22 protein-coding genes are annotated in these 22,489 nt (G+C 40.7%); 8 read left to right on the forward strand and 14 right to left on the reverse strand.

Translation table 11 applies throughout. The features are described 5' to 3' along the window. The first annotated feature begins 3 nt into the window (after positions 1-3). Both der and plsY read left to right on the forward strand, forming a co-directional pair. A complete protein-coding gene (gene der / locus NXG61_RS10570) occupies positions 4-1,329 on the forward strand; it encodes a ribosome biogenesis GTPase Der (RefSeq protein WP_307223855.1) in 1,326 nt (441 codons plus the stop codon). Next, complete coding sequence (gene plsY / locus NXG61_RS10575) at positions 1,326-1,937, forward strand: glycerol-3-phosphate 1-O-acyltransferase PlsY (RefSeq protein ID WP_196603331.1); 612 nt, start codon at positions 1,326-1,328, stop codon at positions 1,935-1,937. Before der ends, plsY begins: the two co-directional genes overlap by 4 nt. Positions 1,938-2,085: 148 nt before the next feature. Here the strand turns inward: plsY and NXG61_RS10580 are convergent, their stop codons facing one another. Then, complete coding sequence (locus NXG61_RS10580) at positions 2,086-2,823, reverse strand: SDR family NAD(P)-dependent oxidoreductase (protein ID WP_307223852.1); 738 nt, start codon at positions 2,821-2,823, stop codon at positions 2,086-2,088. A 117-nt stretch (positions 2,824-2,940) separates the two neighbouring features. On the opposite strand from NXG61_RS10580, the gene NXG61_RS10585 reads away from it, so the two are divergent. Together NXG61_RS10585 and NXG61_RS10590 are read left to right on the forward strand one after the other, a co-directional pair. Then, positions 2,941-3,492 (forward strand): TetR/AcrR family transcriptional regulator, encoded by a 552-nt coding sequence (locus NXG61_RS10585; protein WP_307223850.1) that lies wholly within the window; start codon positions 2,941-2,943, stop codon positions 3,490-3,492. A 309-nt stretch (positions 3,493-3,801) separates the two neighbouring features. After that, positions 3,802-4,602 carry a TrmH family RNA methyltransferase gene (locus NXG61_RS10590; protein ID WP_307223848.1) on the forward strand — a complete coding sequence of 267 codons (801 nt, stop codon included), beginning with the start codon at positions 3,802-3,804 and terminating at the stop codon, positions 4,600-4,602. A 416-nt stretch (positions 4,603-5,018) separates the two neighbouring features. Here NXG61_RS10590 and NXG61_RS10595 read toward each other — a convergent pair whose 3' ends face one another. From NXG61_RS10595 to NXG61_RS10605, 3 genes are all read right to left on the reverse strand, one after another. Beyond that, positions 5,019-5,309, reverse strand: coding sequence for a putative quinol monooxygenase (locus NXG61_RS10595; RefSeq protein ID WP_196603954.1), 291 nt, complete (start codon positions 5,307-5,309; stop codon positions 5,019-5,021). 48 nt (positions 5,310-5,357) lie between these two features. After that, on the reverse strand, positions 5,358-5,894 hold the full coding sequence (locus NXG61_RS10600; RefSeq protein WP_307223846.1) for a flavin reductase family protein: 537 nt from the start codon (positions 5,892-5,894) through the stop codon (positions 5,358-5,360). A gap of 132 nt (positions 5,895-6,026) precedes the next feature. Beyond that, positions 6,027-6,602: a hypothetical protein gene (locus NXG61_RS10605; RefSeq protein ID WP_307223844.1), complete on the reverse strand. Its 576-nt coding sequence runs from the start codon at positions 6,600-6,602 to the stop codon at positions 6,027-6,029. 268 nt (positions 6,603-6,870) lie between these two features. On the opposite strand from NXG61_RS10605, the gene NXG61_RS10610 reads away from it, so the two are divergent. Continuing rightward, positions 6,871-7,926 carry an IS30 family transposase gene (locus tag NXG61_RS10610; RefSeq protein WP_432748913.1) on the forward strand — a complete coding sequence of 352 codons (1,056 nt, stop codon included), beginning with the start codon at positions 6,871-6,873 and terminating at the stop codon, positions 7,924-7,926. Positions 7,927-8,195: 269 nt separating this feature from the next. Here the strand turns inward: NXG61_RS10610 and NXG61_RS10615 are convergent, their stop codons facing one another. The 3 genes from NXG61_RS10615 to NXG61_RS10625 are packed head-to-tail and all read right to left on the reverse strand — an operon-like array spanning position 8,196 to position 10,111. Beyond that, on the reverse strand, positions 8,196-8,738 hold the full coding sequence (locus NXG61_RS10615; RefSeq protein ID WP_307224789.1) for an LptA/OstA family protein: 543 nt from the start codon (positions 8,736-8,738) through the stop codon (positions 8,196-8,198). Positions 8,739-8,789: 51 nt separating this feature from the next. Then, the gene (locus NXG61_RS10620) at positions 8,790-9,227 is read right to left on the reverse strand and encodes a hypothetical protein (protein ID WP_307224787.1); all 438 of its coding nucleotides are present in this window, start codon (positions 9,225-9,227) and stop codon (positions 8,790-8,792) included. A gap of 17 nt (positions 9,228-9,244) precedes the next feature. Continuing rightward, the gene (locus NXG61_RS10625; RefSeq protein WP_196603949.1) at positions 9,245-10,111 is read right to left on the reverse strand and encodes a lysophospholipid acyltransferase family protein; all 867 of its coding nucleotides are present in this window, start codon (positions 10,109-10,111) and stop codon (positions 9,245-9,247) included. 309 nt (positions 10,112-10,420) lie between these two features. Here NXG61_RS10625 and NXG61_RS10630 point away from each other — a divergent pair, with 309 nt between their 5' ends. Continuing rightward, positions 10,421-10,999 (forward strand): TetR/AcrR family transcriptional regulator, encoded by a 579-nt coding sequence (locus NXG61_RS10630; protein WP_196603948.1) that lies wholly within the window; start codon positions 10,421-10,423, stop codon positions 10,997-10,999. Positions 11,000-11,078: 79 nt separating this feature from the next. On the opposite strand, the gene hfq is transcribed toward NXG61_RS10630, so the two are convergent. The 3 genes from hfq to NXG61_RS10645 are packed head-to-tail and all read right to left on the reverse strand — an operon-like array spanning position 11,079 to position 13,014. Continuing rightward, positions 11,079-11,330: an RNA chaperone Hfq gene (hfq, locus tag NXG61_RS10635; RefSeq protein ID WP_231038499.1), complete on the reverse strand. Its 252-nt coding sequence runs from the start codon at positions 11,328-11,330 to the stop codon at positions 11,079-11,081. A gap of 53 nt (positions 11,331-11,383) precedes the next feature. Next, the gene (gene miaA, locus NXG61_RS10640) at positions 11,384-12,340 is read right to left on the reverse strand and encodes a tRNA (adenosine(37)-N6)-dimethylallyltransferase MiaA (protein ID WP_307224780.1); all 957 of its coding nucleotides are present in this window, start codon (positions 12,338-12,340) and stop codon (positions 11,384-11,386) included. Continuing rightward, positions 12,340-13,014 (reverse strand): metal-dependent hydrolase, encoded by a 675-nt coding sequence (locus NXG61_RS10645; protein ID WP_196603946.1) that lies wholly within the window; start codon positions 13,012-13,014, stop codon positions 12,340-12,342. The genes miaA and NXG61_RS10645 overlap by 1 nt, the downstream gene beginning before the upstream one ends. 111 nt (positions 13,015-13,125) lie before the next feature. Here NXG61_RS10645 and NXG61_RS10650 point away from each other — a divergent pair, with 111 nt between their 5' ends. After that, positions 13,126-13,848, forward strand: a complete 723-nt coding sequence (locus NXG61_RS10650) for a thiamine diphosphokinase (RefSeq protein WP_307224778.1) — start codon at positions 13,126-13,128, stop codon at positions 13,846-13,848. Between the two features lie 30 nt (positions 13,849-13,878). On the opposite strand, the gene NXG61_RS10655 is transcribed toward NXG61_RS10650, so the two are convergent. Further along, positions 13,879-15,282 carry an aminopeptidase gene (locus NXG61_RS10655; RefSeq protein WP_196603944.1) on the reverse strand — a complete coding sequence of 468 codons (1,404 nt, stop codon included), beginning with the start codon at positions 15,280-15,282 and terminating at the stop codon, positions 13,879-13,881. A 204-nt stretch (positions 15,283-15,486) separates the two neighbouring features. Between NXG61_RS10655 and NXG61_RS10660 the strand changes: the two genes are divergently transcribed. Beyond that, positions 15,487-16,824, forward strand: a complete 1,338-nt coding sequence (locus tag NXG61_RS10660) for a threonine/serine ThrE exporter family protein (RefSeq protein WP_307224776.1) — start codon at positions 15,487-15,489, stop codon at positions 16,822-16,824. Positions 16,825-16,997: 173 nt separating this feature from the next. Here NXG61_RS10660 and NXG61_RS10665 read toward each other — a convergent pair whose 3' ends face one another. From NXG61_RS10665 to nifJ, 3 genes are all read right to left on the reverse strand, one after another. After that, positions 16,998-18,359: a PFL family protein gene (locus tag NXG61_RS10665; RefSeq protein WP_196603943.1), complete on the reverse strand. Its 1,362-nt coding sequence runs from the start codon at positions 18,357-18,359 to the stop codon at positions 16,998-17,000. Between the two features lie 15 nt (positions 18,360-18,374). Then, on the reverse strand, positions 18,375-18,644 hold the full coding sequence (locus NXG61_RS10670; RefSeq protein ID WP_196603942.1) for an ACT domain-containing protein: 270 nt from the start codon (positions 18,642-18,644) through the stop codon (positions 18,375-18,377). 309 nt (positions 18,645-18,953) lie between these two features. Then, positions 18,954-22,478 (reverse strand): pyruvate:ferredoxin (flavodoxin) oxidoreductase, encoded by a 3,525-nt coding sequence (gene nifJ / locus NXG61_RS10675; RefSeq protein WP_196603941.1) that lies wholly within the window; start codon positions 22,476-22,478, stop codon positions 18,954-18,956. Positions 22,479-22,489: the final 11 nt, after the last annotated feature.

Below are 22,489 nucleotides of genomic sequence, written 5' to 3' on the forward strand. Positions count from 1 at the left end.
AATTTGAGTAAACCAATAGTGGCGATAGTCGGAAGACCTAATGTAGGTAAATCTACCCTTTTTAATCAAATAGGGAAAAAAAGAGTTTCTATTGTCGAAGATTTTCCTGGTGTGACTCGCGATAGAATATATATGGATGCTGAATGGCTTGATAAAAATTTTACTATGATCGATACTGGTGGAATAGAGCTGGAAAGTCAGGATACAATACTTTCCTCAATGCGTGTTCAGGCGCAGTTGGCTATTGACGAAGCAGACGTGATCATTTTTTTGACTGACGGACGTTCAGGCATGACCAGCGCTGATGAAGAGATCGCACGTATACTGCGCAATACCAGAAAACCTGTAATATTGACGATAAATAAAATAGATACACAGAAACAGGAAATGGATATTTATGAATTTTATAATTTGGGACTTGGTGATCCAATTCCTGTCGCTGCAGCAAATTCTTTAAATCTGGGTGACTTGCTTGATCGGGTAGTTGAAGCTTTCGGCGAGATGGATGATGCGGTTGAGGATCCGGATGAAATACATATATCCGTTATCGGCAGACCTAATGTAGGAAAGTCATCGCTGGTCAATGCTATGCTTGGACAGGATCGCGTTATTGTCAGTAATATGCCCGGAACAACGCGTGATGCCATTGATACACATTTTATTAAAGATGATATAAAATATACACTCATCGATACTGCCGGAATGAGGCGTAAGGCCAAAATTGATGAACCAGTTGAGCGGTACAGCGTAATTCGTTCATTACGTGCCGTAGATCGCAGTGATGTAGTTTTGATGCTCATAAGCGGACCGGACGGTGTTACAGAGCAGGATAAAAAAATAGCCGGATATGCCCATGAATCAGGTAAAGGCTGTATATTAGTCGTTAACAAATGGGATCTTGTGGAAAAAGATTCAAAAACGCCGCTTCGTTTCACGGAAGATCTGCGCGATGAATTGGGCTTTCTTCAATATGCACCGGTTATATATATATCTGCTCTCACGCGACAGCGTGTACATCGTATGCCGGAATTGGTTAAGTATGTGGCAGAACAGCAGACTATGCGTATTCAGACTAGTGTACTGAATCAACTTATAATGGATGCACTTTCAGTGAATCCGCCTCCTGCACATAAGGGCAAACAATTAAAAATATACTTCATGACACAGGTCGATGTAAAGCCACCGAAGTTTATTATTTTTGTAAATGATCCAGAGCTTATGCATTTTTCTTATCTGCGTTTTATAGAAAATAAATTACGGGAAAGTTTTGGTTTTGAAGGTACTCCGTTGAAACTGATTGTGAAAGGAAGAAAGGAAGATGACGAGTGAGTTATCTTTTTATTTTACTTGCAGGTTATATTTTAGGATCTCTTCCCAGCGGCCTTATAATCGGTAAATTGTTTTTTAATACTGATCTTCGTGAATATGGCAGCCATAATATCGGGGCTACAAATGCATGGCGTGTTTTAGGTAAAAAAGCAGGGTTCAGTGTTTTTATTTTGGATTTTTTCAAAGGCGCAGCCGGTGTTTTTATCGGTATGTATGCCGGAGCAAATGGAATGGAGCCAGCATCAGCTTATGCGCTGCTTCTGGGGGGAATTATGGCTATAATTGGCCATTCGTGTTCGTTGTTTCTCTTTTTTAAGGGTGGAAAGGGTGTTGCGACAGGATTGGGTGTTATAACGATGCTCATGCCGCAGGCGGCGCTGTGTGTCTTTCTCTTGTGGTTCATTGTAGTTTTGTTTACCAGATATGTTTCGCTGGCTTCAATGATCGCAGCAGTCTCTGTGCCTTTGCAGGCATATTATTGGAATAAACCATGGCAATATATAATCTTTGGTATACTTGCCGCGGCTTTTGTAGTATACAGGCATCGGGAAAATATTCATCGTCTGGTTAATGGCGATGAGTCAAAGATAAATTTGAACGGCAGGTAATATGCGAGAACTTTTTTGCACCATTTGAAGAAATTCTCTTATTATCTGAAAAACACGCCGTTTCAAATCACCATTTGTAAGGTGTTTTGAAACGGCGTGTTTTTTGTAAATTTCGGAAAAGCGATCGTGATGTTTAGACCTCAGATCGTCAATGTATTTGTGCTTCGTAATCAGTGATGATTTTTCCGTCAAATTGAACTATTTGACCATTGTGATTTTCTGTATCGAGGGCGAGTTTTGCGATAATTTCGCCCGCTTCTTCCGCTGATTTGATATAACCATCAAGTGCACCGGCAGTATGTCCGTTGAGATCTGTTGCCACACCCCCCGGCATTATACCAAAAATCTGTTTTTCACTGTGCATATTTTTGAACTCAAGTGCATAGGCCATTGTCATTACATTTTGAGCTGCCTTACTGGTCTGATAGGCGAGAGGATGCCAAAAATCATTTGGCTGAATAGGGATAGTGATATTTATGATTTTTCCGTTTTTGACGAGTTTCGGCAGAAAAACTTTGATCATTTCATGTGTACCAAGAAAATTTACTTCCAGTGTTTCGCGGAGGTCATCAGTAGTATAGTCAGATATCATTTTCTTCTGGTCAAGATCAGGTTGATCGGTTTTATGACTGTCGGGAATTCCTGCATTATTGATAAGTAGATCAAGTTCATTAATTTCTTTTGCAGCATTATGAATAGTATCAAAATTATTCAGATCAATTTTGATAAAACTTGCCGCAATACCTTGCGATGATAATTTTTTAACTGTTTCCTGCCCCCTGCTTTCGCTGCGTGCTCCAACCAGAATTTTGACACCTGATTTTCCGAGAGATTTTGCAATGGCAAGGCCTATACCTTTGTTTGCACCTGTGATAAGAGCTTTCATAGATTTATTTCTCCTTTATAAAGTTATATTTTTTTATTTTTATAACTAAACGATAAAGTTATTATATCCTGCAAAGTTATATTTGTCAATAATTATAACTTGTGATAAAATAAAAATATGAATACAAGGGAAAAAATCTTAAAAAAGGCAGAAGAATTACTATTAGAAAAAGGTTACGGAAATGTTAGTTTAACAAGTCTGGCGGCTGCTGTAAATATTTCTCAGCCGGCATTATACAGGCATTTTAAGAATAAAACAGAGCTATGGGAAGTGCTCGCTTTTAATTGGCTGGATGCAGTGCTGACAGATCTTTTTCCTTATAAAATAGATTCAAAAAAGTCACAGCAGCAGATAATTCATGACTGGCTCTGGACTCTTGCAAACGCAAAATACAATGCTTACAAAGCTGAACCTGTTATGTTCAAACTGTATACGGAGTATTTAAGTGCTAACCCTTCACTTGTTGCGAAACATATGAACAACCTGGTCAGCAGTCTCGCGACGGCTTCCGGCATGACTGACAATCAGGAAACTTTATGTATGATAGGTTTGTTTTCACGCTTTCATCATCCTGTGTTTGCCAATTTTTGGAATGAGGATATGCAAAACGATTTTGAGCGGGCCTGGAAATTTATTGAGCCATATTTTAATGAAAAGGGCAATTTATAGAGGAAGGGAAACGAACAGTCACCCAGTGAATTGGCTATAAAACCTAACTCAATGGGCAGCTCAGTAAACTCAGCAGAATTATTTCGGCATATTCCAGTTATGGGGAATGGGCTTGATAAAATTTTTTAGAAGACGGCAGCAATATATATTTTTTGTATATATATTGTTCTTTTAGCGGCAGGACCGTGTTCCTTACGACAGATCTATTAATTCTGTGAAGTAAAAATAAAATTATCGGCACGGTTTGAAAAGTACTGTAATAGCACAGCATCCTTAATAATACATTAATGTGAGGAAGATGATATTTTTTTGGCTAACATTATAGAAGTGCATGATCTGGCTGCTCCTGAGCTGACGCTGTTCAGTCATTTAACAGAAGCGCAGCTGCGTAATCGGTCAGATCCTGAAAAGGGGATATTTATCGCAGAAAGTTCTAAAGTAATAAAATTGGCTCTGAAATATGGCTGCAAACCACTAGCTTTCCTAATGGAACGTAAACGCATCACGGGACAAGCACAGGATATTATTAGAGAGTGCGGAGATGTTTCCATTTACACGGGGGACCGCGAATTGCTGGCAAAGTTGACCGGCTATAAGCTCACACGCGGCATCTTATGCGCATTGACTCGTCCCAAATTGGCAGCAGCGGAAAATCTGATAACCAAGGCTCGGCGAATAGCTGTACTTGATGGTATTACAGATTCCACCAATGTCGGAGCTATATTTCGTTCTGCTGCAGCTTTGGGTATGGATGCTATACTTATCACTCCGTCCTGCTGCGATCCTTTATGCAGACGGTCGGTGCGTGTCAGCATGGGAACAATTTTTCAATTGCCATGGGCGCGCATAGGCGAGGATATTTCTATATTGAGGACCTGGGGGTTTAAAACAGTTGCAATGGCCTTGAATCTAGATTCTGTGGGCATAGAAGATAAAAAATTGGCCGCCGAAAAACGGCTGGCCTTAATTTTTGGCAGTGAGGGCTATGGTTTGTCATCAGCTGTTATAGCTGCTTGTGACTATGCAGTAAAAATCCCCATGGCTCATCAGGTAGATTCACTCAATGTGGCCGCCGCAAGCGCTGTGGCATTTTGGCAGCTGAGAATATAATTCTGTTGATCAAGAATTTTTACCAGACACATATGATATATATTGCAGAAGATGGTAAACCCTGTCACCTCATTGGCAGTAAACGATGCTGAAGACACGATTAACCTATCTGTGCTGTTTTTGTGTGAAAGATAATGGGATAATCTTCTGGTGAAGTTAATCGTAATCAACTGACAGTTTTGTGTAAATAAGTTAATTGTGCTAGAATATAGGCAATAATGAAAATAGGCATTCTTTTTCTGTAACAAAACATCCAAGTTAATGTTCTTATTTTACATTAACTTGGATGTTTATAAATGGATTATAATTAAATCATTTAAAAAAAATGAAGGCTTCCGAAATTTTCGGAGGCCTTTTTTTATTGGGAACTTTATACGAACTATTAAATATAACAGCGAAGAAAAAGAATTATAGTTTTATACCACTTTTTTATAGCAATTGATTTCTCCAGGTTTTTCAAGAAGTCCATTGAGATACGGGAAAAGTTCCTTAAAGTGTTTAGAGGCCATATGCTTGTCAAGCGCGTCCTGGTTTTCCCATTCTTCTATGAACGTCAATACTTCGGCATGCTGCAGATCCTGAAATATATCGTAACTGATACATCCGGAGTCTTTTTGATGTGTTTCTTCCACAAGTTTTTTGGCAGAGGCTAGGAAACTATTGATTTTATCCTGTTTTACTGTCTGCTTTGCTACAACTTTGATCATGCTGATGCAACCTCTTTTCTATAATGCATATGCATAACAATTTTTTATTTACTCTATAATGTAAGCACTGACAATTTCTCCGTAATAAACGGTGTGAAAATCTTTATTTGCACCATAGAAATTACTGGTTACATCCCGAGGATAGTATTCCCTTTTAGTTTCTTCTCCAATGGCATGCTCGTTATGCTTTTGTTTATAAACGATTTTGCATTCAAGCGTCAAGGGCAGCTCTTTGATGGCGGGAACCGCTATAATTTCAGGCGGTTCCAAAGTCAAATTTAAATCTCCGATTTTATCAACTTCATAGCCGGATTTCGTGCCGCAGAATCCCAATATTTTTTTATTGAAATTGCCGTATGGAATGTTAATTGTGAATTCCGGATTTTTTGCCAGCTGAGAGTTCGTAAATCGATTTTCTCTTACAAAAACTGTAAAAGTCGGTTTTCCCCAGACGATACCGAGATTTCCCCAGCCTATCGTCATCGAATTTATTTTACCTTCCGCCTTTGTAGTCAGCAGAATACCGGTGCCGAGTGCCTTCATGATTTCATTGGCATAAGCAAATACTTCGATTTTTTTCTTCACAGCCTATGATGCCTCCTCAAATACTGTCAAAATGAAAACAAGCCGAACAAATTACATAATCTTACCATATTTATACTGTATAGTATAGATCATACGGCAATATTTGTCCAATAATTATCTATGATATGGAATTTATATATGTACTTTTGCCGCGTCATTCAGCCTGTCCAGACTGATTCCTAAGTCTATATCATTTTTTACTGTATATTCGAAATTCATGCCTGCGGGGCAATTTACCTGCTTTCCCTTAAAAAAGATTCCCGAAAAAGGAAGCAATATATTGCTGGCAAGGCCGGTGTAACTGCGATCACCTTTAAATTTTATCTCTTCTTTATTCAGTGTAACGGTTATACCATTTGGCAATGTATAGTTATCTAACAGTATTCTTATGACAGCACCTTGCCCGGCTAGTTTACTTGCTTGTGCTTTTTTTAGCGTGCCTGTTAACAGTGTATCCTTTGGAATCAAAATGGTGTTATCAATGGACAGATCCTTTAAGAGTTTTATTTGTACACTGTCTCCTGCTTTACTTGTTTTACTGCTGATTTCAGTCATTAGTTCAAAATTCAATACAGTTCCCTTGGCAATAAAAGCATTTCCGGGAATTACCGCAGCTGCCTTTTCCGCACGGCATACGTTCCCAACAACAAAAAAAGAACTTATCACTAATAAAAACAGGGCCGTCTGTAAGAGATATTTTTTCTTCATTTTCTCATTACCTCTCTTTTAATAGGCTTCAAATTTCTGATTTGAATAATCGAAATATATCTGCAGTCAGGAAGAACATCCTCTTTTTATTGCCGGCAGAAAGCTGAACTGATCGGATAATATATTTATTATTATACAATAATATTTAAAATAAAAAAGGTTGATTGTAAAATGAAAATGAACAGTTGCAAAAAGTCCACAGTGACTTTCCTTTAAATGGTAAAATGGAGTTCTCACAGCACCATTAACCAAAGAGGAGACAATCACTATGGACTGCCATAATTATATCACAGTATTCCCTGAACGAAAACGTGGTCAGCACTTGGGACGGGAAGAACGCGGAGCGATCCAGCAACTAAACAAGCAAGGATACTCTCTGCGGGCAATCGCCCGAGAAATCAACTGTTCGCCAAGTACTATCATGTATGAATTGCGCCGCGGTACACCGCTGCGCAAAAGCCATAGAGGACGTGCACCGGAGTACAGCGCCAAACGAGGTCTTGCAGTATATGAAATGAATCGAATGAAGTGCAAAAGGCCGCATTATATCACACATTGCTCAGATTTTGTTAAGTGGGTGGTTGCGCAAGTCAGGGCAAAAAAGTGGTCGTTAGACGCTTGCGTCGGTCATGCGCGCCTGCACCAGCTCTTTGCTGATAAAGAAATGGTATGCACGAAGACCCTATATAACGAAATGGCTGCTGGTAATTTGCCGCTATCGCTGTTCGAGCTGCCTGAAATTCTAAAGCGAAAGCAAAACAAAAAAGGAACCCGAAAGCATAAACGTCTGAAAGGTCGCAGCATTGACGAACGTCCTGACATCGTAGATTTACGCACGGAATTCGGCCATTGGGAAGCTGACACGGTGATTGGCAGAAAAAAAGTCAGAGAAGCTGCTGTTTTAACTCTGATTGAGCGTGTTACAAACAATTACCTGGCTATTCGCATTCCTGGTAAAAACAGTGAGTCTGTCATGGCTGCGATGAAAGAACTACACGCTGAATATGGTGAGCGTTTCAGTTCTGTTTTCAAAACCATTACAACCGATAATGGCTCTGAATTCGAGGAATTTTCCAAGATTGAAGCCTGGGGTTCCAGTGTTTATTATGCACATCCTTACTCCTCTTGGGAGCGACCAGTAAATGAACGGCACAACGGCTTCTTGCGTCAATATATTCCAAAGGGCGTTTCGATTGAGAAATATACTTATGAAGATATATTACACTTTGCCGATGAATTGAATAGCCGTCCGCGCAAGCGACTTGCCTACCAGACACCGGAAGAATTGTTCGACGCTTTTCTCGATAAACTTTATATTGCCTGAGATCATCGGCATTTTACCAAAGTGTTCAATTTGCTATTGCAATTTACGTTAAAATAAAAAAACATAGGAAGTTTCATAAAACTGCCATAAAATATGTGTTTACCAAGAAGAAATTGGCTTTTTATAAATAAACTTGCCCACTGGTTGAAAATAATTTCCTGTTTAAGGGGATTATCAGAGAACAAGATTAAATTTTATAGGCAATTCTTTTTTCCATATATTAAAAAATCATGTCAAGATAATGAAGATCAGGGTACTGTTAATAATTATTATGTTTTTAATTTCTGCTTTACGACGGAAATATCAATATCATGCTCCAAAAATTTTTTTTCATTCAAATTATATTTGATTTCATCGTATTTTTCAGTTTTTCCATCCTGCTGTACTATTACATTGCCGGAAAAATCAGCAATTTTAGTTTCCCAGTTGAAGGAAGTCTGGTCCGCTTTTACAAACAGATTTTCGCAGGAAAAATCGGTTCCGCCTTTTACGATTATAGTTTTTGTGCGCCATGAACCGTATAAGTCGCTGCCACTGAAATTTATTACAGATGAACCGCTGTCATTGCCGCCGTAAACACATTTTATATTTTTTTGTGCCCATACCTCAAAGGACGTAAGATTTACCTGAGCCGCTCCGGCAGTTACGAGAAATTTGTCGGTCTCAACACGTACATTGCCATTTAGTTTATATGTCCCGGATAAAATATCAAAGTTAGTATTATCCGCGGTGATTTTAGGCGAAGCAGATGCCGCGCATGTGTAAAAAAGCATTATCAGTACCAGTGTATAAAATATTTTTCGTATACGCATAAAAACCTCCGTAAAAATTTTCAGGTAATAATAGCTGTCTTGCTAGTGCTGTCATTTATGGCGGTTTACCAAAATATCGGAAATGACACGAGTAAAAATTGATCTGAGCTGTTCAAGTTCGCGTTTGTGACGTTTGTCTTCACGTTTTTGCCGTTCTCTCCATTCATGCTGTGTTTCATGCGGACGCCGTCTCATTTCTCTCTCATGACGTTCATTTTCATTTCTCATGCGTTTTTCATATTCATCCCTGCGGTTTCTATCCTTTGCACGATCATATTGAGGTTTTTGCCTATTGCCTGATTGAAGGTTATTTTCATGCGATGATCCAGGGAATGAACTGTACGTATCATTTTCTGTGAGATAGCTGATGCTGTTGTCCGGGTCGATGTTTGTGTGAATTTTCGTATCTGCTGAAGCATGAACTGTGCCAGAGGAAAATTGCACTGCGGCGATAAAAGCGACCATCGTCAATTTATTTATGTAGCTCATTTTACTTACCTGCCTTTTTATTTTCTATTTTTTGTTTTCCAACGATTATAGAGCCAGAACCAGTCTTCCGGAAAATTTCTTATACGATTTTCCAATAAAAATGATATATGCTGCATCATATCATATACAGCTGTATCAGTATCTTCCCTTTTTTCTAGCCAAAGCGGTTCACAAATTTTTATATGATGGATTCCTCTACTGTCCTGTTTAATAAATGCCGGAATAATCGGACAGCTGCACATTTGGGCAAGTATCGCTGCTCCCGGAGGAGTGGACGTCCGGCGACCGAGAAATTTGATAAATACACCGGTATCCTTGCCGTCAATATCGATAAAGATCAAGGGTATTTTATTGCCTCTTAACATTCTGATCACTTTGCGCAGTTCCTCCTTGTAAAGTACTATTCCTTTTGAAGGCATACTGCGATACATATTGAGGAATCGTTCGAATTTATTATTTTTTTGCCGTTTTGTCACTGCGACCATAGGGAAGCCTTTATAAGCGAGTGCCGCACCGAGTAATTCCCAATTTCCGCAATGTCCGGCAACCATGACAGCTCCTTTTTTTTCGGCTAGAGCGGCATTCAAATGTTCCAGTCCCTCAAATGTTACCGATCTTGCTATATTTTTTTCAGAAAAACTGGGATATTGCAGAAAATCAACAAGCATGCAGCCAAATCTTACAAAACTGGCTTTACTTATTGCATGAGCCTGCTCTGAGGACATGCATAATGTCTCGCAAATATTTTGTTCCATCATTTTTTTCTTGCGTTTGGGGAGAAAAAACCATGCAAATGTTCCTAATAGGCTGCCAAATTTTAGTTTGCTCTCACCAGGTAAATGAAAAAGAATTTTACTTATAGTCACCAACAGGATATTTACCATTGACTCCCACCTTTACAATAGAAAGTAATTTTCAGGTTTTTGATCATATTATTAATATTATTGATTAAGATTATTAGTCGACCCGGGTTGATTATATTTTATCAACCCGGGTCGACTATGTCAAGATATCTTTAAAAATCGTATAATGAACAACTAAACAGAAGGGTATGGTACTTGCATTTTCTTTAAAATAATAGTAGTATTCCTTTGAATATATTTTACTATTGCCATATTATGTGGAGTGTAATTGAATTTGACATTTAGGAGGAATTCATTATCAGAAACGAGTCTGCCAAACGGAAAAGACAATTGATAGATGCCGCTTTTGAACTGTTCGATACAGTTGGCTATGAGAAGACAATGATTATTGATATTACTAAAAAAGCCAATATTGCCAAGGCTACTTTCTATTATTATTTTCCAACTAAAGAATCTATATTGTTTGCAATTGTCGAACAATATCTCATGCAGGTGGCAGATGCCATAAAAACAGAGTTTTCTCAGAAATCAGCTTTGGATAAACTGCAGTTTTTAATGCATGAATTTTTTGTGCCGCATTCTATTGATAATATAGTCATCAATCTCGAAAAGGATGATCATGGAGAACTTGCGACAAAATTATGGTACAAATCACAAATTTTGTTGAATCCTATATTGCGGGATATTCTAAAACAGGGAGTTTTTGAAAAAACTATGAGTATTGTTCACATAGATGAGGTTATATCATTTTTTTGGAATATTTTTTCCGTACTTTTAAATTCAGTTCATCAAAAAGAGGAAGATGATATATTTGAAAAAAAACGTTCTATTACGATCACCTTGTTGGAAAAACTCCTGGGAATTAATGAGGGAGTGTTAATTATTTCCAGAAAATGCAAAAAGATTTAAAGGATTGTACAAAAAAAATATCGCTGGCCACAAATATATGGTCAGCGATATTTTCGCGATGAAATGGTATACCGGATCTTCAAATATGAGTATCGGAATCTTTTTTTTCGGTTGTGTAATTCATAGATAAGGGATGCATTGGCGTAATTGTGGAAATAGCATGTTTATATACCAATTGCTGCTTGCCGTTGCTGTCTAATATAACGGTAAAATTGTCAAAGCCTGTCACGTTGCCGCGCAGCTGGAAGCCATTGACAAGATAAATGGTGACACTTATATTTTCCTTGCGGGCCTGGTTCAAAAAAGCATCCTGCAGATTAATAGCTTTCAATAAATTTTCCTCCCAGAATTCAACGATAATTTAGGAATATTATAATTTAATTTTTATTCGTAGTCAAATTTTTGGATTATGAATTTGTGAACTTCTTCGGCCAAGACGTCAGTTGCAGTTTTATCTGTCCAAAACCAGTTGATATAAGGCATTTTACGATACCATGTCAGCTGTCTTTTTGCAAAATGGCGTGTTGATTTTTTTATTTCATCAATGGTGCAGGAAAGATTTTTTTCTCCTGCCAGATATGCCGCCAGCTGTTTATAACCGATTGCCTGCATGGATTGGCTGGAGCGGGAAACACCGTCTTTCAGCAAACGGTCTACCTCGGAAAGCCAGCCAGACTCCATCATTACATCTACCCGTCTGTTTATTCGTTCGTATAAATCGCTTCGCTGCCGATTGAGTCCTATGATTACAGCATTATAGCGTGAGTTTCCATCTGGTGAGAATTTGTCGCGTGAGATAGTATCTTTATTGTATTCATAGACTTCCAGCGCTCGGATTATACGCCGAAAATTATTGATATGCAGTCTGGAGGCCGTGTCTGGGTCTACTTTTGCTAACATTGATAAAACATGTTCTCTGCCGTACTTTTCAGCAAGAGTTTGCAGCTGTGAACGAAGTGGAGGATTTTCCGGTGCCTGATTGAAATTATAGCCTTCAAGCAGTGATTTAATGTAGAGACCTGTACCGCCGGCTATTATGGGAATCTTATGCTGAGCGTTAAGTTTATTTATCAACGCATCTGCCTTATCGCAAAAAGAAGTGACATTGAAGGCCGCTTGAGGAGGCAGAATATCTATGAGATGATGCCGGATTTCACACAGCTCTGTCTTGCTGGGCTTCGCCGTGCCAATATCAAGTCCATTGTAGACCAGCATAGAATCGCCCGAAATGATTTCTGTGTGCAGATACTTGGCCAGCATCAAGCTGAGTTCAGTTTTTCCCACGGCAGTCGGACCGAGGATAACAATGACGCGTTTTTTCTCTTGGTTTTCTGTGGCCATTATTTTATCAGTTCCATGGATTCTCCGGGAGCGACAATATGAACTTTCACTGCCGCCAAACTTTCAGCAATTTGTTTGAAGACGTTGGGATCCTGTTCAATAGCGGGCCATGTGTTGTAGTGGATGGGGATGACGTTATGCGCTCTGAGCATTTGAGCGGCACGAGCAGCGTCTTCTTTGCCCATGGTAAAATTATCTCCTATCGGCAGGATGGCATATTCTATTTTTTCTTTCGCACCGATTATCTGCATATCGGAAAATAGGGCTGTGTCTCCGGAATAATAAACAGTAGGTCCGGCGTTAAACCTTATAACAAAGCCGCATGCCAGTCCTCCGGCAACACCGCTGCTGTGAATGGCGGTGGTCATCCGGACTGAACCGAAGGGGAGAGACGTCGATCCGCCTATATTCATAGGACGGACGTTTTTTACACCTTGGCATAGATTGAGTACTTCAGGAATGGCTATCAGTGTGGCACCGGTTCTTTCGGCAATGACAGCGGCATCCCCTAAATGATCAAAGTGAGCATGGCTGACCAGGATATATTGACAATCTATATCCTGCGGATTTATATTGGTCTGTGGGTTGTCCTTAAAAAAAGGATCAACAAGGATAGTTTCCTTATCTGTATTTAAAGAGAAGCAGGAATGACCATAAAATTTGAAGTTTATCATAGTAGGCCTCCGATCTGCCGTTGATGCGGCAAGAATATTATAAATCTATAAATCATGGATAACAGAGAAAAAAAGTCGGGGACTTTTTTGTAAATATAAGGAGCAAATAATATGTCGGATAAATTTTTGATGCCTGAACTGGTTCCGGACCAAAAGAAAATGGCTGGAGACTTTAAAAAAATATTGCTTATCGCAGGGGGAAGGACACCTCATATTTCATGGATACGAAGAGCAGCCGCAGACAGAATAATATATTGTGCTGATCATGGCTTGGATATATGTATAAAAGCTGGCCTGAAGCCGGATTTCATACTCGGTGACGGAGACAGTGCAGATAAGGCAAACTGGCAATGGGCAAAATCAGCAGGTGTGCCTTTTATGTCTTTTCCTTCTGATAAGGATCTAACGGATACACAGCTGGCCCTGCAAAAAATAACAGAGCGCTGTATATGCGCGGATATAATCCTGACAGGAGTATGGGGTGGGCGATTTGATCATCTGTTCAGCAGTTTGTTTTCATTATCAGGGCTCTCAAATAAAAACGTGAGGCTGTGCGCCGCTGATGATAAGGAAACACTGTTCTATTTGAAGGATGGGCATATGTCATTCCGATGCGGACAAAGGCCTCTGAGCATTTCGCTGCTGCCTTTCAGCAATGTTTGCAGGGGAGTCAGTATAAATGGGACAAAATGGCCCTTGGATAAAGTCACATTGCTGCAAAAAATGCCTTATGCGGTGAGTAATATATTGCAAGGCACCGAAGAATGTACAGTTCAGGTGGAAAAAGGTATTTTAGGCATATATTTTTGTTGGCATGATTTCGGAAAAATATAGGAAATATAACCAAAGTAATCGATAGAGTGATTATGCTTCGGCTAAAAAGGCGCTGTAGCCCTTTTTCGTTTCGTAAATATCAATTTTGCTTGTTACTTCCCATGGTGCGTGCATATTGAGCACAGCTACACCGCTGTCAATAACCTGCATGCCGTATAGTGCCATGATATAGGCAATAGTACCGCCGCCGCCTAAATCTACACGCCCAAGTTCGGAAAATTGGATATTTACTTTATGCTTGTCCATCATAGCGCGTATTTCTCCCAAATATTCAGCATTCGCATCGTTGGAACCTGATTTGCCGCGCGATCCGGTGAATTTGTTGAAAGCCATTCCCTTTCCTAAGTAGGCGATATTCTTTTTGTCGAAGGATGAAGCGTACAAGGCATCATAGCCTGATGTAACATCTGACGAAAGCATTTTAGAATTTGAGAGGCAGCGGCGCATATTCAGGTCATTGTATACGCCAAGGGCATTCATCAGTTCTGCCAGTGCATTTTCAAAGAATTTTGACTGCATGCCGGTAGCGCCGACACTGCCGATCTCTTCTTTATCGACCAGCAGACAGCAGGCAGTTTTGGCAACGGTTTCTGTTTCCAGCATGGCAGCCAAAGAGGTGTAAGCGCAGACGCGGTCATCCTGACCGTAAGAGATTATCATGCTGCGGTCAATACCAAGCTCTCTTGCTCCGCCGGCGGGTACTATTTCAAGTTCAGCAGACAGCAGATCATCTTCTTCAATAGCATAAGCAGTTTTTAATATATCCAGGATATTTGCCTTTACGGAATCCTTTTCTTCTCCCTTCAGCGGCAGGGAACCAAAGAGCAGATCCAGGGATTCGCCGGTAATGACTTCAGAGGCTTTTTTTGTCATTTGTTCTTGTGCGAGATGGATGAGCAGATCTGTCACGCAAAATACGGGATCATCTTCTTTTTCGCCGATAACGATATCAATGACGGTTTTATCTTTTTTGACAACCACACCATGTATAGCCAAGGGCAGAGTCACCCACTGATATTTTTTTATGCCGCCATAATAGTGCGTGTCCAGATAGGCCAGACCGCCTTCTTCATAGAGAGGGTTTTGCTTAACATCGAGACGCGGGCTGTCAATATGCGCCCCCAGTATGGTCAAACCGTTTTCAAGCGGCTCTGTGCCGATATTGAACATGACAACAGATTTTTTCATACATACAGAATAAATTTTGTCACCGGGTTTGAGAACTTCTCTGTTGATGATCACTGTGTTGAGATCACGATAGCCTTTTTGTTCGGCCTGGCGGATTATTTCTTTTACACATTCCCGTTCTGTTTTTCCCGCGGTCAGAAAGCTTCGGTAATCATCGCAGAGAACCTGCATGTCTTTTTTTTCTTTTTTATTATATTTTTCCCAAATGGATTTCTTACTTTCTTTTTTATTTTCAGTTTTTGCCATATTCATTTCCTCCTAAATCTAATATATAATTTCATTATACTATTCATATTTTTATCTGGCAATCAAAAGCCTGTTTAATAGATGATTTTGCAAGAATTAGTCTGTCGGTGATATGAAAAAGACAATATTTGAATTTAATAGAAATTTTACCGCAATAATAATTTATTGGGAATGAAGCATAAAAAGGAAAAAGGTGGTTATACTTTGACTGAGCAAGATAATGAAAAAATGAAGCTGAAAAAGGCGGATATGGATAAGAAGATACGCCTGATTTTGCGTACAGGGCAGCTTCTGATGGAAAACGCGGCCGATACAAATAGAATAGTGAAGACAATGAAACGGACAGCCGGATACATGGATATTGCTGATGAGTACTGCAATATCCATGTTACGTACACGACTTTGATGATAAATGTGAGCATGGATGGCTATTCGATCACGAAGTTTCAAAAGTGCTGTCAGCATAATGTGAACATGGCACTGCTTGCAGGCATAAGCAGATTGTCGTGGAGAGCAATCGAAGAGGATTTTTCGCTGGACAGGTATGAAAGAGCTTTGGATAAGCTGGAGTCGCGCGATCCAAGATATACGCCTTTGATAATAATCATAGGAGCGGCGCTGGCCTGCGGCGGGGTAAGCCGTCTTTTCGGCGGTGACTGGACCGCATTTTTTTATACTGCCGTATGTGCAGCTATAGGTGTTTATCTGCGGATAAAATGTGATCGATGGCAGATAAATACTTATATGGGGATCGCTATTGCCGCCTTTGCCGCAACGGTTTGTGCGTATTTTGCCAGTTATCTTCCATATACGGATACGCCGTGGCATCCCATGCTGACCTGCGCTATTTTTATCGTTCCGGGTATTCCGCTGATAAATTCAATTGACGATTTGCTCGATAATTATATTACGGCCGGTACAACGCGGGCAATAAATACAGTTTTGATGATAGGCAGCATGAGTTTCGGTATAGTGTTTGCAATAAAGATATGTCATGTCGCTGATTTTACCGATATTGCTTTTAGTCCGGAAAATGCTTATTGGGTTTATGCAGTGGCTGCATTTATTGCCGCTGCGGGATTTTCCACTATGTTCAACGTACCGCCGCAGTTTTTATGGGTTGTCGGTCTGGGGGGCAGTATAGCTGTCTGCATACGCAATTTTTTGAATTTTGATCTGACAATGGGTCAGCCGGTCGGGACCCTTGTTGGTGCGATGGTTATAAGTTTTATTGCTATAAAGGCTGTTCATTGGTTCCATGTGCCAGCGCATGTTCTGGTGATACCTTCTGTGATTCCGTTGATGCCTGGAGTTTTTATGTACAGGCTTATGTTTGCGATCATCAATACGGATATTATGACTGAGGCAAAATTGGTGCAGGCCGTTCAAAATGGTGTCAATGCAAGCCTTGTCATATTGGCTATAGGTGTGGGAGTGGCTATCCCCAATATTTTCGCACGCAAATATATACATGAGGCCGAACAAAAAAATCTGCAGAAGGCGATAAAGAAAAGATATCTTAAGCGTCTTTTAGGTCGTTGAAAATAGGATTGTAATACTCAGAATGATAAATTTATTTTAGGTTATAAACAGCAAGTAAAAAATGAGTACCGATTTCATCTGAATAATATGCTCCATCAAAAAATTAGATTTATTAGGTCAAATTTTTTGGGGAGGGCACTTCAGAAATCGGTACTCATTATATATATATTATTTTAGTTGGTAAGGCTTCGTATAGGTGCTGGTATTCTGCCGCCTCTGGCGATAAATGCCTCAGAACTGTACTGGCTTTTAACGGGTATTATTGGGCAGCGACCCAGTAAACCGCCAAAATTGACCGAATCACCGATCTTTTTGCCGGGCACAGGGATTATTCTTACTGCCGTAGTTTTGTTATTTATCATACCTATGGCAGCTTCATCAGCTATGATAGCCGATATAGTCGCTGCCGGGACTTCTCCTTCTACGGCTATCATATCGAGGCCTACAGAACAGACGCAAGTCATTGCTTCGAGTTTTTCCAGAGAAAGGCTGCCCCTTTCTACTGCATTTATCATACCGGCATCTTCACTTACCGGAATGAAAGCTCCGCTCAGGCCGCCTACGTGTGAAGATGCCATGAGCCCGCCTTTTTTTACAGCATCGTTCAGCAGAGCAAGTGCTGCTGTTGTACCGGGTGCACCGCAGCTTTCCAGTCCCATTTCTTCCAATATATGGGCAACACTGTCCCCAACAGCGGGGGTCGGTGCCAGTGACAGATCAATAATACCGAACGGCACACCCAGCCTTTGGGACGCTTCCCGGGCAACGAGCTGCCCCACACGTGTTATTTTATAAGCAGTTTTCTTGATTGTTTCTGCTACTTCGCTGAAGTCAGCACTTTTTATGTCTTCAAGCGCATGTTTGACAACACCGGGACCGCTTACACCAACACTGACGACTTTTTCAGCTTCACTGACACCGTGGAATGCACCTGCCATGAAGGGATTATCTCCGGGAGCATTTGAAAATACAACGAGCTTAGCACAGCCGATAGCTTCACGGTCACGGGTAAGTTCAGCTGTACGTTTGATGATTTCACCCATTTCCCGCACACAGTCCATATTTATACCGGCTTTAGTGGAGCCGAGATTCACTGAAGAGCAGACTATGTCAGTGGAAGCGAGTGCTTGCGGAATGGATTTTATTAAGATCCTGTCACCGTTTGTATAGCCTTTTTCGACAAGTGCGGAGAAACCGCCAATAAAGTTTATGCCTACTTCTTTTGCGGCCTTATCCAATGCCTCCGCCACAGGAACATATGTATCTGTCTTGCAGGCTTCAGCAGCGATTGCTATAGGTGTGACTGATACACGCTTATGGATGATAGGGATGCCATATTCGCTTTCTATGTCTTCCCCCGTTTTTACAAGAAATTCAGCTGATTTTGTAATTTTATCATAAATGTTGCGGCAGAATTGTTCAATGTTCGGGTGTGCGCAGTCACGCAAGCTGATTCCCATAGTAATGGTTCTTACATCAAGCTTATTTTCCGTGATCATGCGGTTTGTTTCTATTATGTCGTTGATGGTGATCACTATATTTCCTCCAATTTAGACGTTATGCATGACATTGAAAATATCCTGATGCTGAACTTTTATGTCAAGATTTATTTCGTTACCTTTTTCTTTTAAAATATTTTGCAATTCCTGCAGCTTTATTTTGCTGTCAGTCATTTCGACGATCATGACCATGTTGAAAAAGCCTTCCATGATATTTTGGTTGATATTGAGAATATTAACATTGTTTTCGGCTAGAATATTGCTGACCATGGCGATTATTCCCACACGGTCCTTACCTACAATAGTCACTACAAGTTTCATCTGCACTGCTCCTATTCATTAAGATATTCTTGTATTATAGCATAAAAGTAAACAGTATAACACTGTTTTTGTTGGTCGGATGAGGAGAAAAAAAGGAAAAAGCCGGCAGCAGAAATTTTTTTTAAAGACTGTATCAGTATGTTTTGTAAGGAATCAGCGATACTCTAAGCAAAAAAGTATTTTTGTGAAAAATCAGATTGCAAGAACGAATGTGTATGTGAGTTAGATTTATTATGGATAATGATCTGCATATGTCAAGAAAAAATCCCCTGCAAATATTCACAGGGGATCTACAAAGATGCAATTCAATTATTTACCGGCCAGTTTTTTATAGCCAGCAAGACGTTCTTTAGCGTCTTGTTCTGTTTTTTCGAACAATAAATCAGCTGTTTCAGGGAATGACCGTTTCAAAGAGTTGTAACGAACTTCACCCATGAGGAATTCTCTAAAATCAGCAGTAGGTTCTTTGGAATCGAGATTGAACGGATTCTTTTCACCGTCGCGTAAAGCAGGGTTATAACGGTAATTAGCCCAATAACCAGCTTCAGTGGCTCGTTTTGCTTCAAGCTGGCTTTTGCCCATACCTATTTTAATGCCATGATTTATACATGGAGCATAGGCGATTATCAGGGAAGGGCCCTTGTAGCTTTCGGCTTCTACTATGGCCTTTAAAGTTTGATTTTTGTCGGCACCCATGTTAATTTGGGCAACATATACATAACCGTAAGACATAGCCATCATACCAAGGTCTTTTTTCTTAGTTTTTTTGCCTGTGGCAGCGAACTGAGCAATAGCTGCGGTAGGTGTAGCCTTAGAGGACTGACCGCCGGTATTGGAATATACTTCAGTATCCATAACGAGGACATTGATATCTTCACCGGAAGCAAGAACATGGTCAAGTCCGCCGTAGCCGATATCGTAAGCCCAGCCGTCACCGCCGAATATCCATTGCGAACGTTTTACGAAGAAATCGCGCTGATCGTAGATGCTGTTAAGCAGAGTATCAGTGCCTTTTTCTTTTATCAAAAGTGAGGTCAGCGCATCCGCACGGTCTCTGCTGCCTTCTCCGTCATCAATTTTTTCCAGCCAATCTTCAGCAGCAGCTTTCAGTTCAGGACTGACACCTTTTTCAACAGCCAGCTTAAGATTAGCAGCCAGCGTATTTCTGACAGCTTTGGTCCCAAGGTGCATGCCCAGACCATATTCAGCATTATCTTCAAACAGGGAATTAGCCCATGCGGGACCATGTCCCAGATGATTTGTCGTATAAGGCATGGATGGAGCAGCAGCACCCCAGATAGAGGAGCAGCCGGTAGCATTGGAAATCATCATGCGGTCACCGTAAAGCTGTGTCACAAGTTTTACGTAAGGTGTTTCACCGCAGCCCGCGCATGCGCCGGAAAATTCGAGCAGGGGTTTTTCAAACTGGCTGCCCTTCAAAGTTTTTTTATTGAGCGGATTTTTCTTCGGCGCAACTTTTTCCGGATCCATGGCATAATCAAAAATAGGCTGCTTAGGAGCCTGAGTATCAAAAGGCTTCATTTCCAAAGCTTTTGCCTTGGGAGCCGGACAGATCTGAGCACAATTGCCGCAGCCGCTGCAATCATAAGGAGATACAACGATACTGAAAAATGCATCTTTGACGCCGACAGCCGGTTTTATCTGCATGCCGGCAGGTGCGTTGTTCTTTTCTTCTTCATTCATAAGAACAGGACGAATAACTGCGTGCGGGCAGACAAATGCACATTGATTACACTGTATGCAATTATCCATAATCCATTCCGGTACATTTATAGCAATACCGCGTTTTTCAAATGCCGCTGTTCCGTTCGGGAATGTACCGTCCTGCATGCCTCTGCTGAACGCACTTACAGGCAGCTTGTCACCTTCCTGGCGATTCATGGGGATAAGAATATCTTTTACGAATGCAGGAACTTTCTTTTCTTCTTTCTTTTCGTCCTGAGCGTCAGCCCAGTCAGCGGGAACATTTATTTTAACTACGGCGTCTATTCCTTTATCGACGGCACCGTTGTTCATATCTACGATATTCTGACCTTTTTTACCGTAGGATTTAACAATAGCATCTTTTAAATAGCCTACAGCCTTATCTATAGGAATTATATTGGTAAGTTTGAAGAAGGCTGACTGCATTACCATATTGAAGCGACCGCCCAGTCCTAATTCCTGAGCAATTTTTACGGCATTTACCACATAGAAATTGATATTATTTTTTGCTATATATCTCCTCATATAAGCAGGAAGTTCGCTGGAAAGATTTTCTTCCGTCCAATGTGTGTTTAAAAGGAAGGAGCCTCCCGGCTTGAGACCAGCAAGAAGATCATATTTATGAACATAAGATTCCTGCGAACAGGAGATAAAATTAGCTTTATTGATAAGATATGGAGATTTTATTGGCAGCTTGCCGAAACGAAGATGGGACATTGTTATCCCGCCTGATTTTTTAGAATCATAAGCGAAATATGCTTGCGCATACATATCTGTGTTATCACCAATGATCTTGACAGCGCTTTTATTTGCGCCTACAGTTCCGTCCGAACCGAGACCCCAGAATTTACATGCAGTTGTACCTTCCGGTGTAAAATCAAGATCCTTAGGATATTTTGGCAGGGATGTGTGTGTTACATCATCATCAATGCTGATGGTAAAGCCATTTTTAGGAGCATCCTTTTTCAGTTCTTCATAAACTGAGAGGACATGGTCAGGTGTGACGTCTTTACCGCCCAAACCATAACGGCCTCCTACTATGACAGGAGAAATATCGCTGTCATAAAGAGCTGTTTTTACATCAAGGTATAATGGTTCGCCATGAGAACCAGGTTCTTTTGTGCGGTCAAGAACAGCAATTTTCTTGACTGTCTTAGGAATAGCAGCCAGAAGATGCTTTATAGAAAATGGGCGATAGAGGTGTACGGTCAGAATGCCTGTTTTTTCACCCTGGGAATTCAAATAATCAACAGCTTCGGTAGCGGTTTCACATACTGAACCCATAGCTATAATTATACGTTCGGCATCAGAAGCACCGTGGTAGTTGAATAAATGATATTCACGGCCCGTCAGTTTGGAGATCTGTTTCATACTGTCTTCAACCATGTCAGGTATAGCGTCATAATATTTATTTACTGCTTCTCTTTCCTGAAAATAAACATCGGGGTTCTGATTGGTGCCGCGTGTTACGGGATGGTCAGGATTAAGTGCATTGTGCCGGAAAACTTCCACAGCATCCCAGTCGAGCATTTTTCCGAGATCTGAGTAATCTATCAGTTCAATTTTTTGAATTTCGTGTGATGTTCTGAAACCATCAAAAAAGTTTACAAAAGGAATGCGCCCCTTTATGGCAGTGAGATGAGCTATGGCACTCAGATCCATTACCTGCTGGACACTGCTTTCGGCAAGCATGGCACAGCCAGTCTGCCGAACGGCCATAACATCCTGATGGTCACCGAATATATTCAAGGATGATGTCGCCAGTGCGCGTGCGCTCACATGAAAGACACCGGGCAAGAGTTCGCCGGAGATTTTATACATATTAGGAATCATAAGCAAAAGACCCTGCGATGCTGTATATGTCGTTGTCAAAGCACCAGACTGCAGAGCACCGTGGACAGTACCGGCAGCGCCTGCTTCTGACTGCATTTCGACAACATTAACTTTTTGACCAAACAGGTTCTTTACGCCTTTTGCAGCCATTTCATCAACGACTTCTGCCATTGGTGAAGACGGCGTTATAGGATAAATGGCAGCGACATCTGTAAAAGCATAGGAAACGTATGCGGCAGCTGTGTTACCATCCATGGTCTTCATTTTTTTACTCATTACATTCTCTC

The sequence above is a fragment of the Pectinatus haikarae genome, from assembly GCF_050916305.1.
Classification (GTDB): domain Bacteria; phylum Bacillota; class Negativicutes; order Selenomonadales; family Selenomonadaceae; genus Pectinatus; species Pectinatus haikarae.

What these genes read in the sequence shown, in the direction of transcription:
- miaA (WP_307224780.1), bottom strand. Translation starts at nt 12,340, where the DNA reads ATGGCCACAGAAAACCAAGAGAAAAAACGCGTCATTGTTATCCTCGGT.
- NXG61_RS10620 (WP_307224787.1), bottom strand. Translation starts at nt 9,227, where the DNA reads ATGAGCTACATAAATAAATTGACGATGGTCGCTTTTATCGCCGCAGTG.
- NXG61_RS10655 (WP_196603944.1), bottom strand. Translation starts at nt 15,282, where the DNA reads ATGGCAAAAACTGAAAATAAAAAAGAAAGTAAGAAATCCATTTGGGAA.
- NXG61_RS10580 (WP_307223852.1), bottom strand. Translation starts at nt 2,823, where the DNA reads ATGAAAGCTCTTATCACAGGTGCAAACAAAGGTATAGGCCTTGCCATT.
- NXG61_RS10670 (WP_196603942.1), bottom strand. Translation starts at nt 18,644, where the DNA reads ATGAAACTTGTAGTGACTATTGTAGGTAAGGACCGTGTGGGAATAATC.
- NXG61_RS10615 (WP_307224789.1), bottom strand. Translation starts at nt 8,738, where the DNA reads ATGCGTATACGAAAAATATTTTATACACTGGTACTGATAATGCTTTTT.
- nifJ (WP_196603941.1), bottom strand. Translation starts at nt 22,478, where the DNA reads ATGAGTAAAAAAATGAAGACCATGGATGGTAACACAGCTGCCGCATAC.
- NXG61_RS10650 (WP_307224778.1), top strand. Translation starts at nt 13,126, where the DNA reads ATGTCGGATAAATTTTTGATGCCTGAACTGGTTCCGGACCAAAAGAAA.
- NXG61_RS10585 (WP_307223850.1), top strand. Translation starts at nt 2,941, where the DNA reads ATGAATACAAGGGAAAAAATCTTAAAAAAGGCAGAAGAATTACTATTA.
- NXG61_RS10610 (WP_432748913.1), top strand. Translation starts at nt 6,871, where the DNA reads ATGGACTGCCATAATTATATCACAGTATTCCCTGAACGAAAACGTGGT.
- NXG61_RS10645 (WP_196603946.1), bottom strand. Translation starts at nt 13,014, where the DNA reads ATGATAAACTTCAAATTTTATGGTCATTCCTGCTTCTCTTTAAATACA.
- NXG61_RS10625 (WP_196603949.1), bottom strand. Translation starts at nt 10,111, where the DNA reads ATGGTAAATATCCTGTTGGTGACTATAAGTAAAATTCTTTTTCATTTA.
- NXG61_RS10595 (WP_196603954.1), bottom strand. Translation starts at nt 5,309, where the DNA reads ATGATCAAAGTTGTAGCAAAGCAGACAGTAAAACAGGATAAAATCAAT.
- NXG61_RS10605 (WP_307223844.1), bottom strand. Translation starts at nt 6,602, where the DNA reads ATGAAGAAAAAATATCTCTTACAGACGGCCCTGTTTTTATTAGTGATA.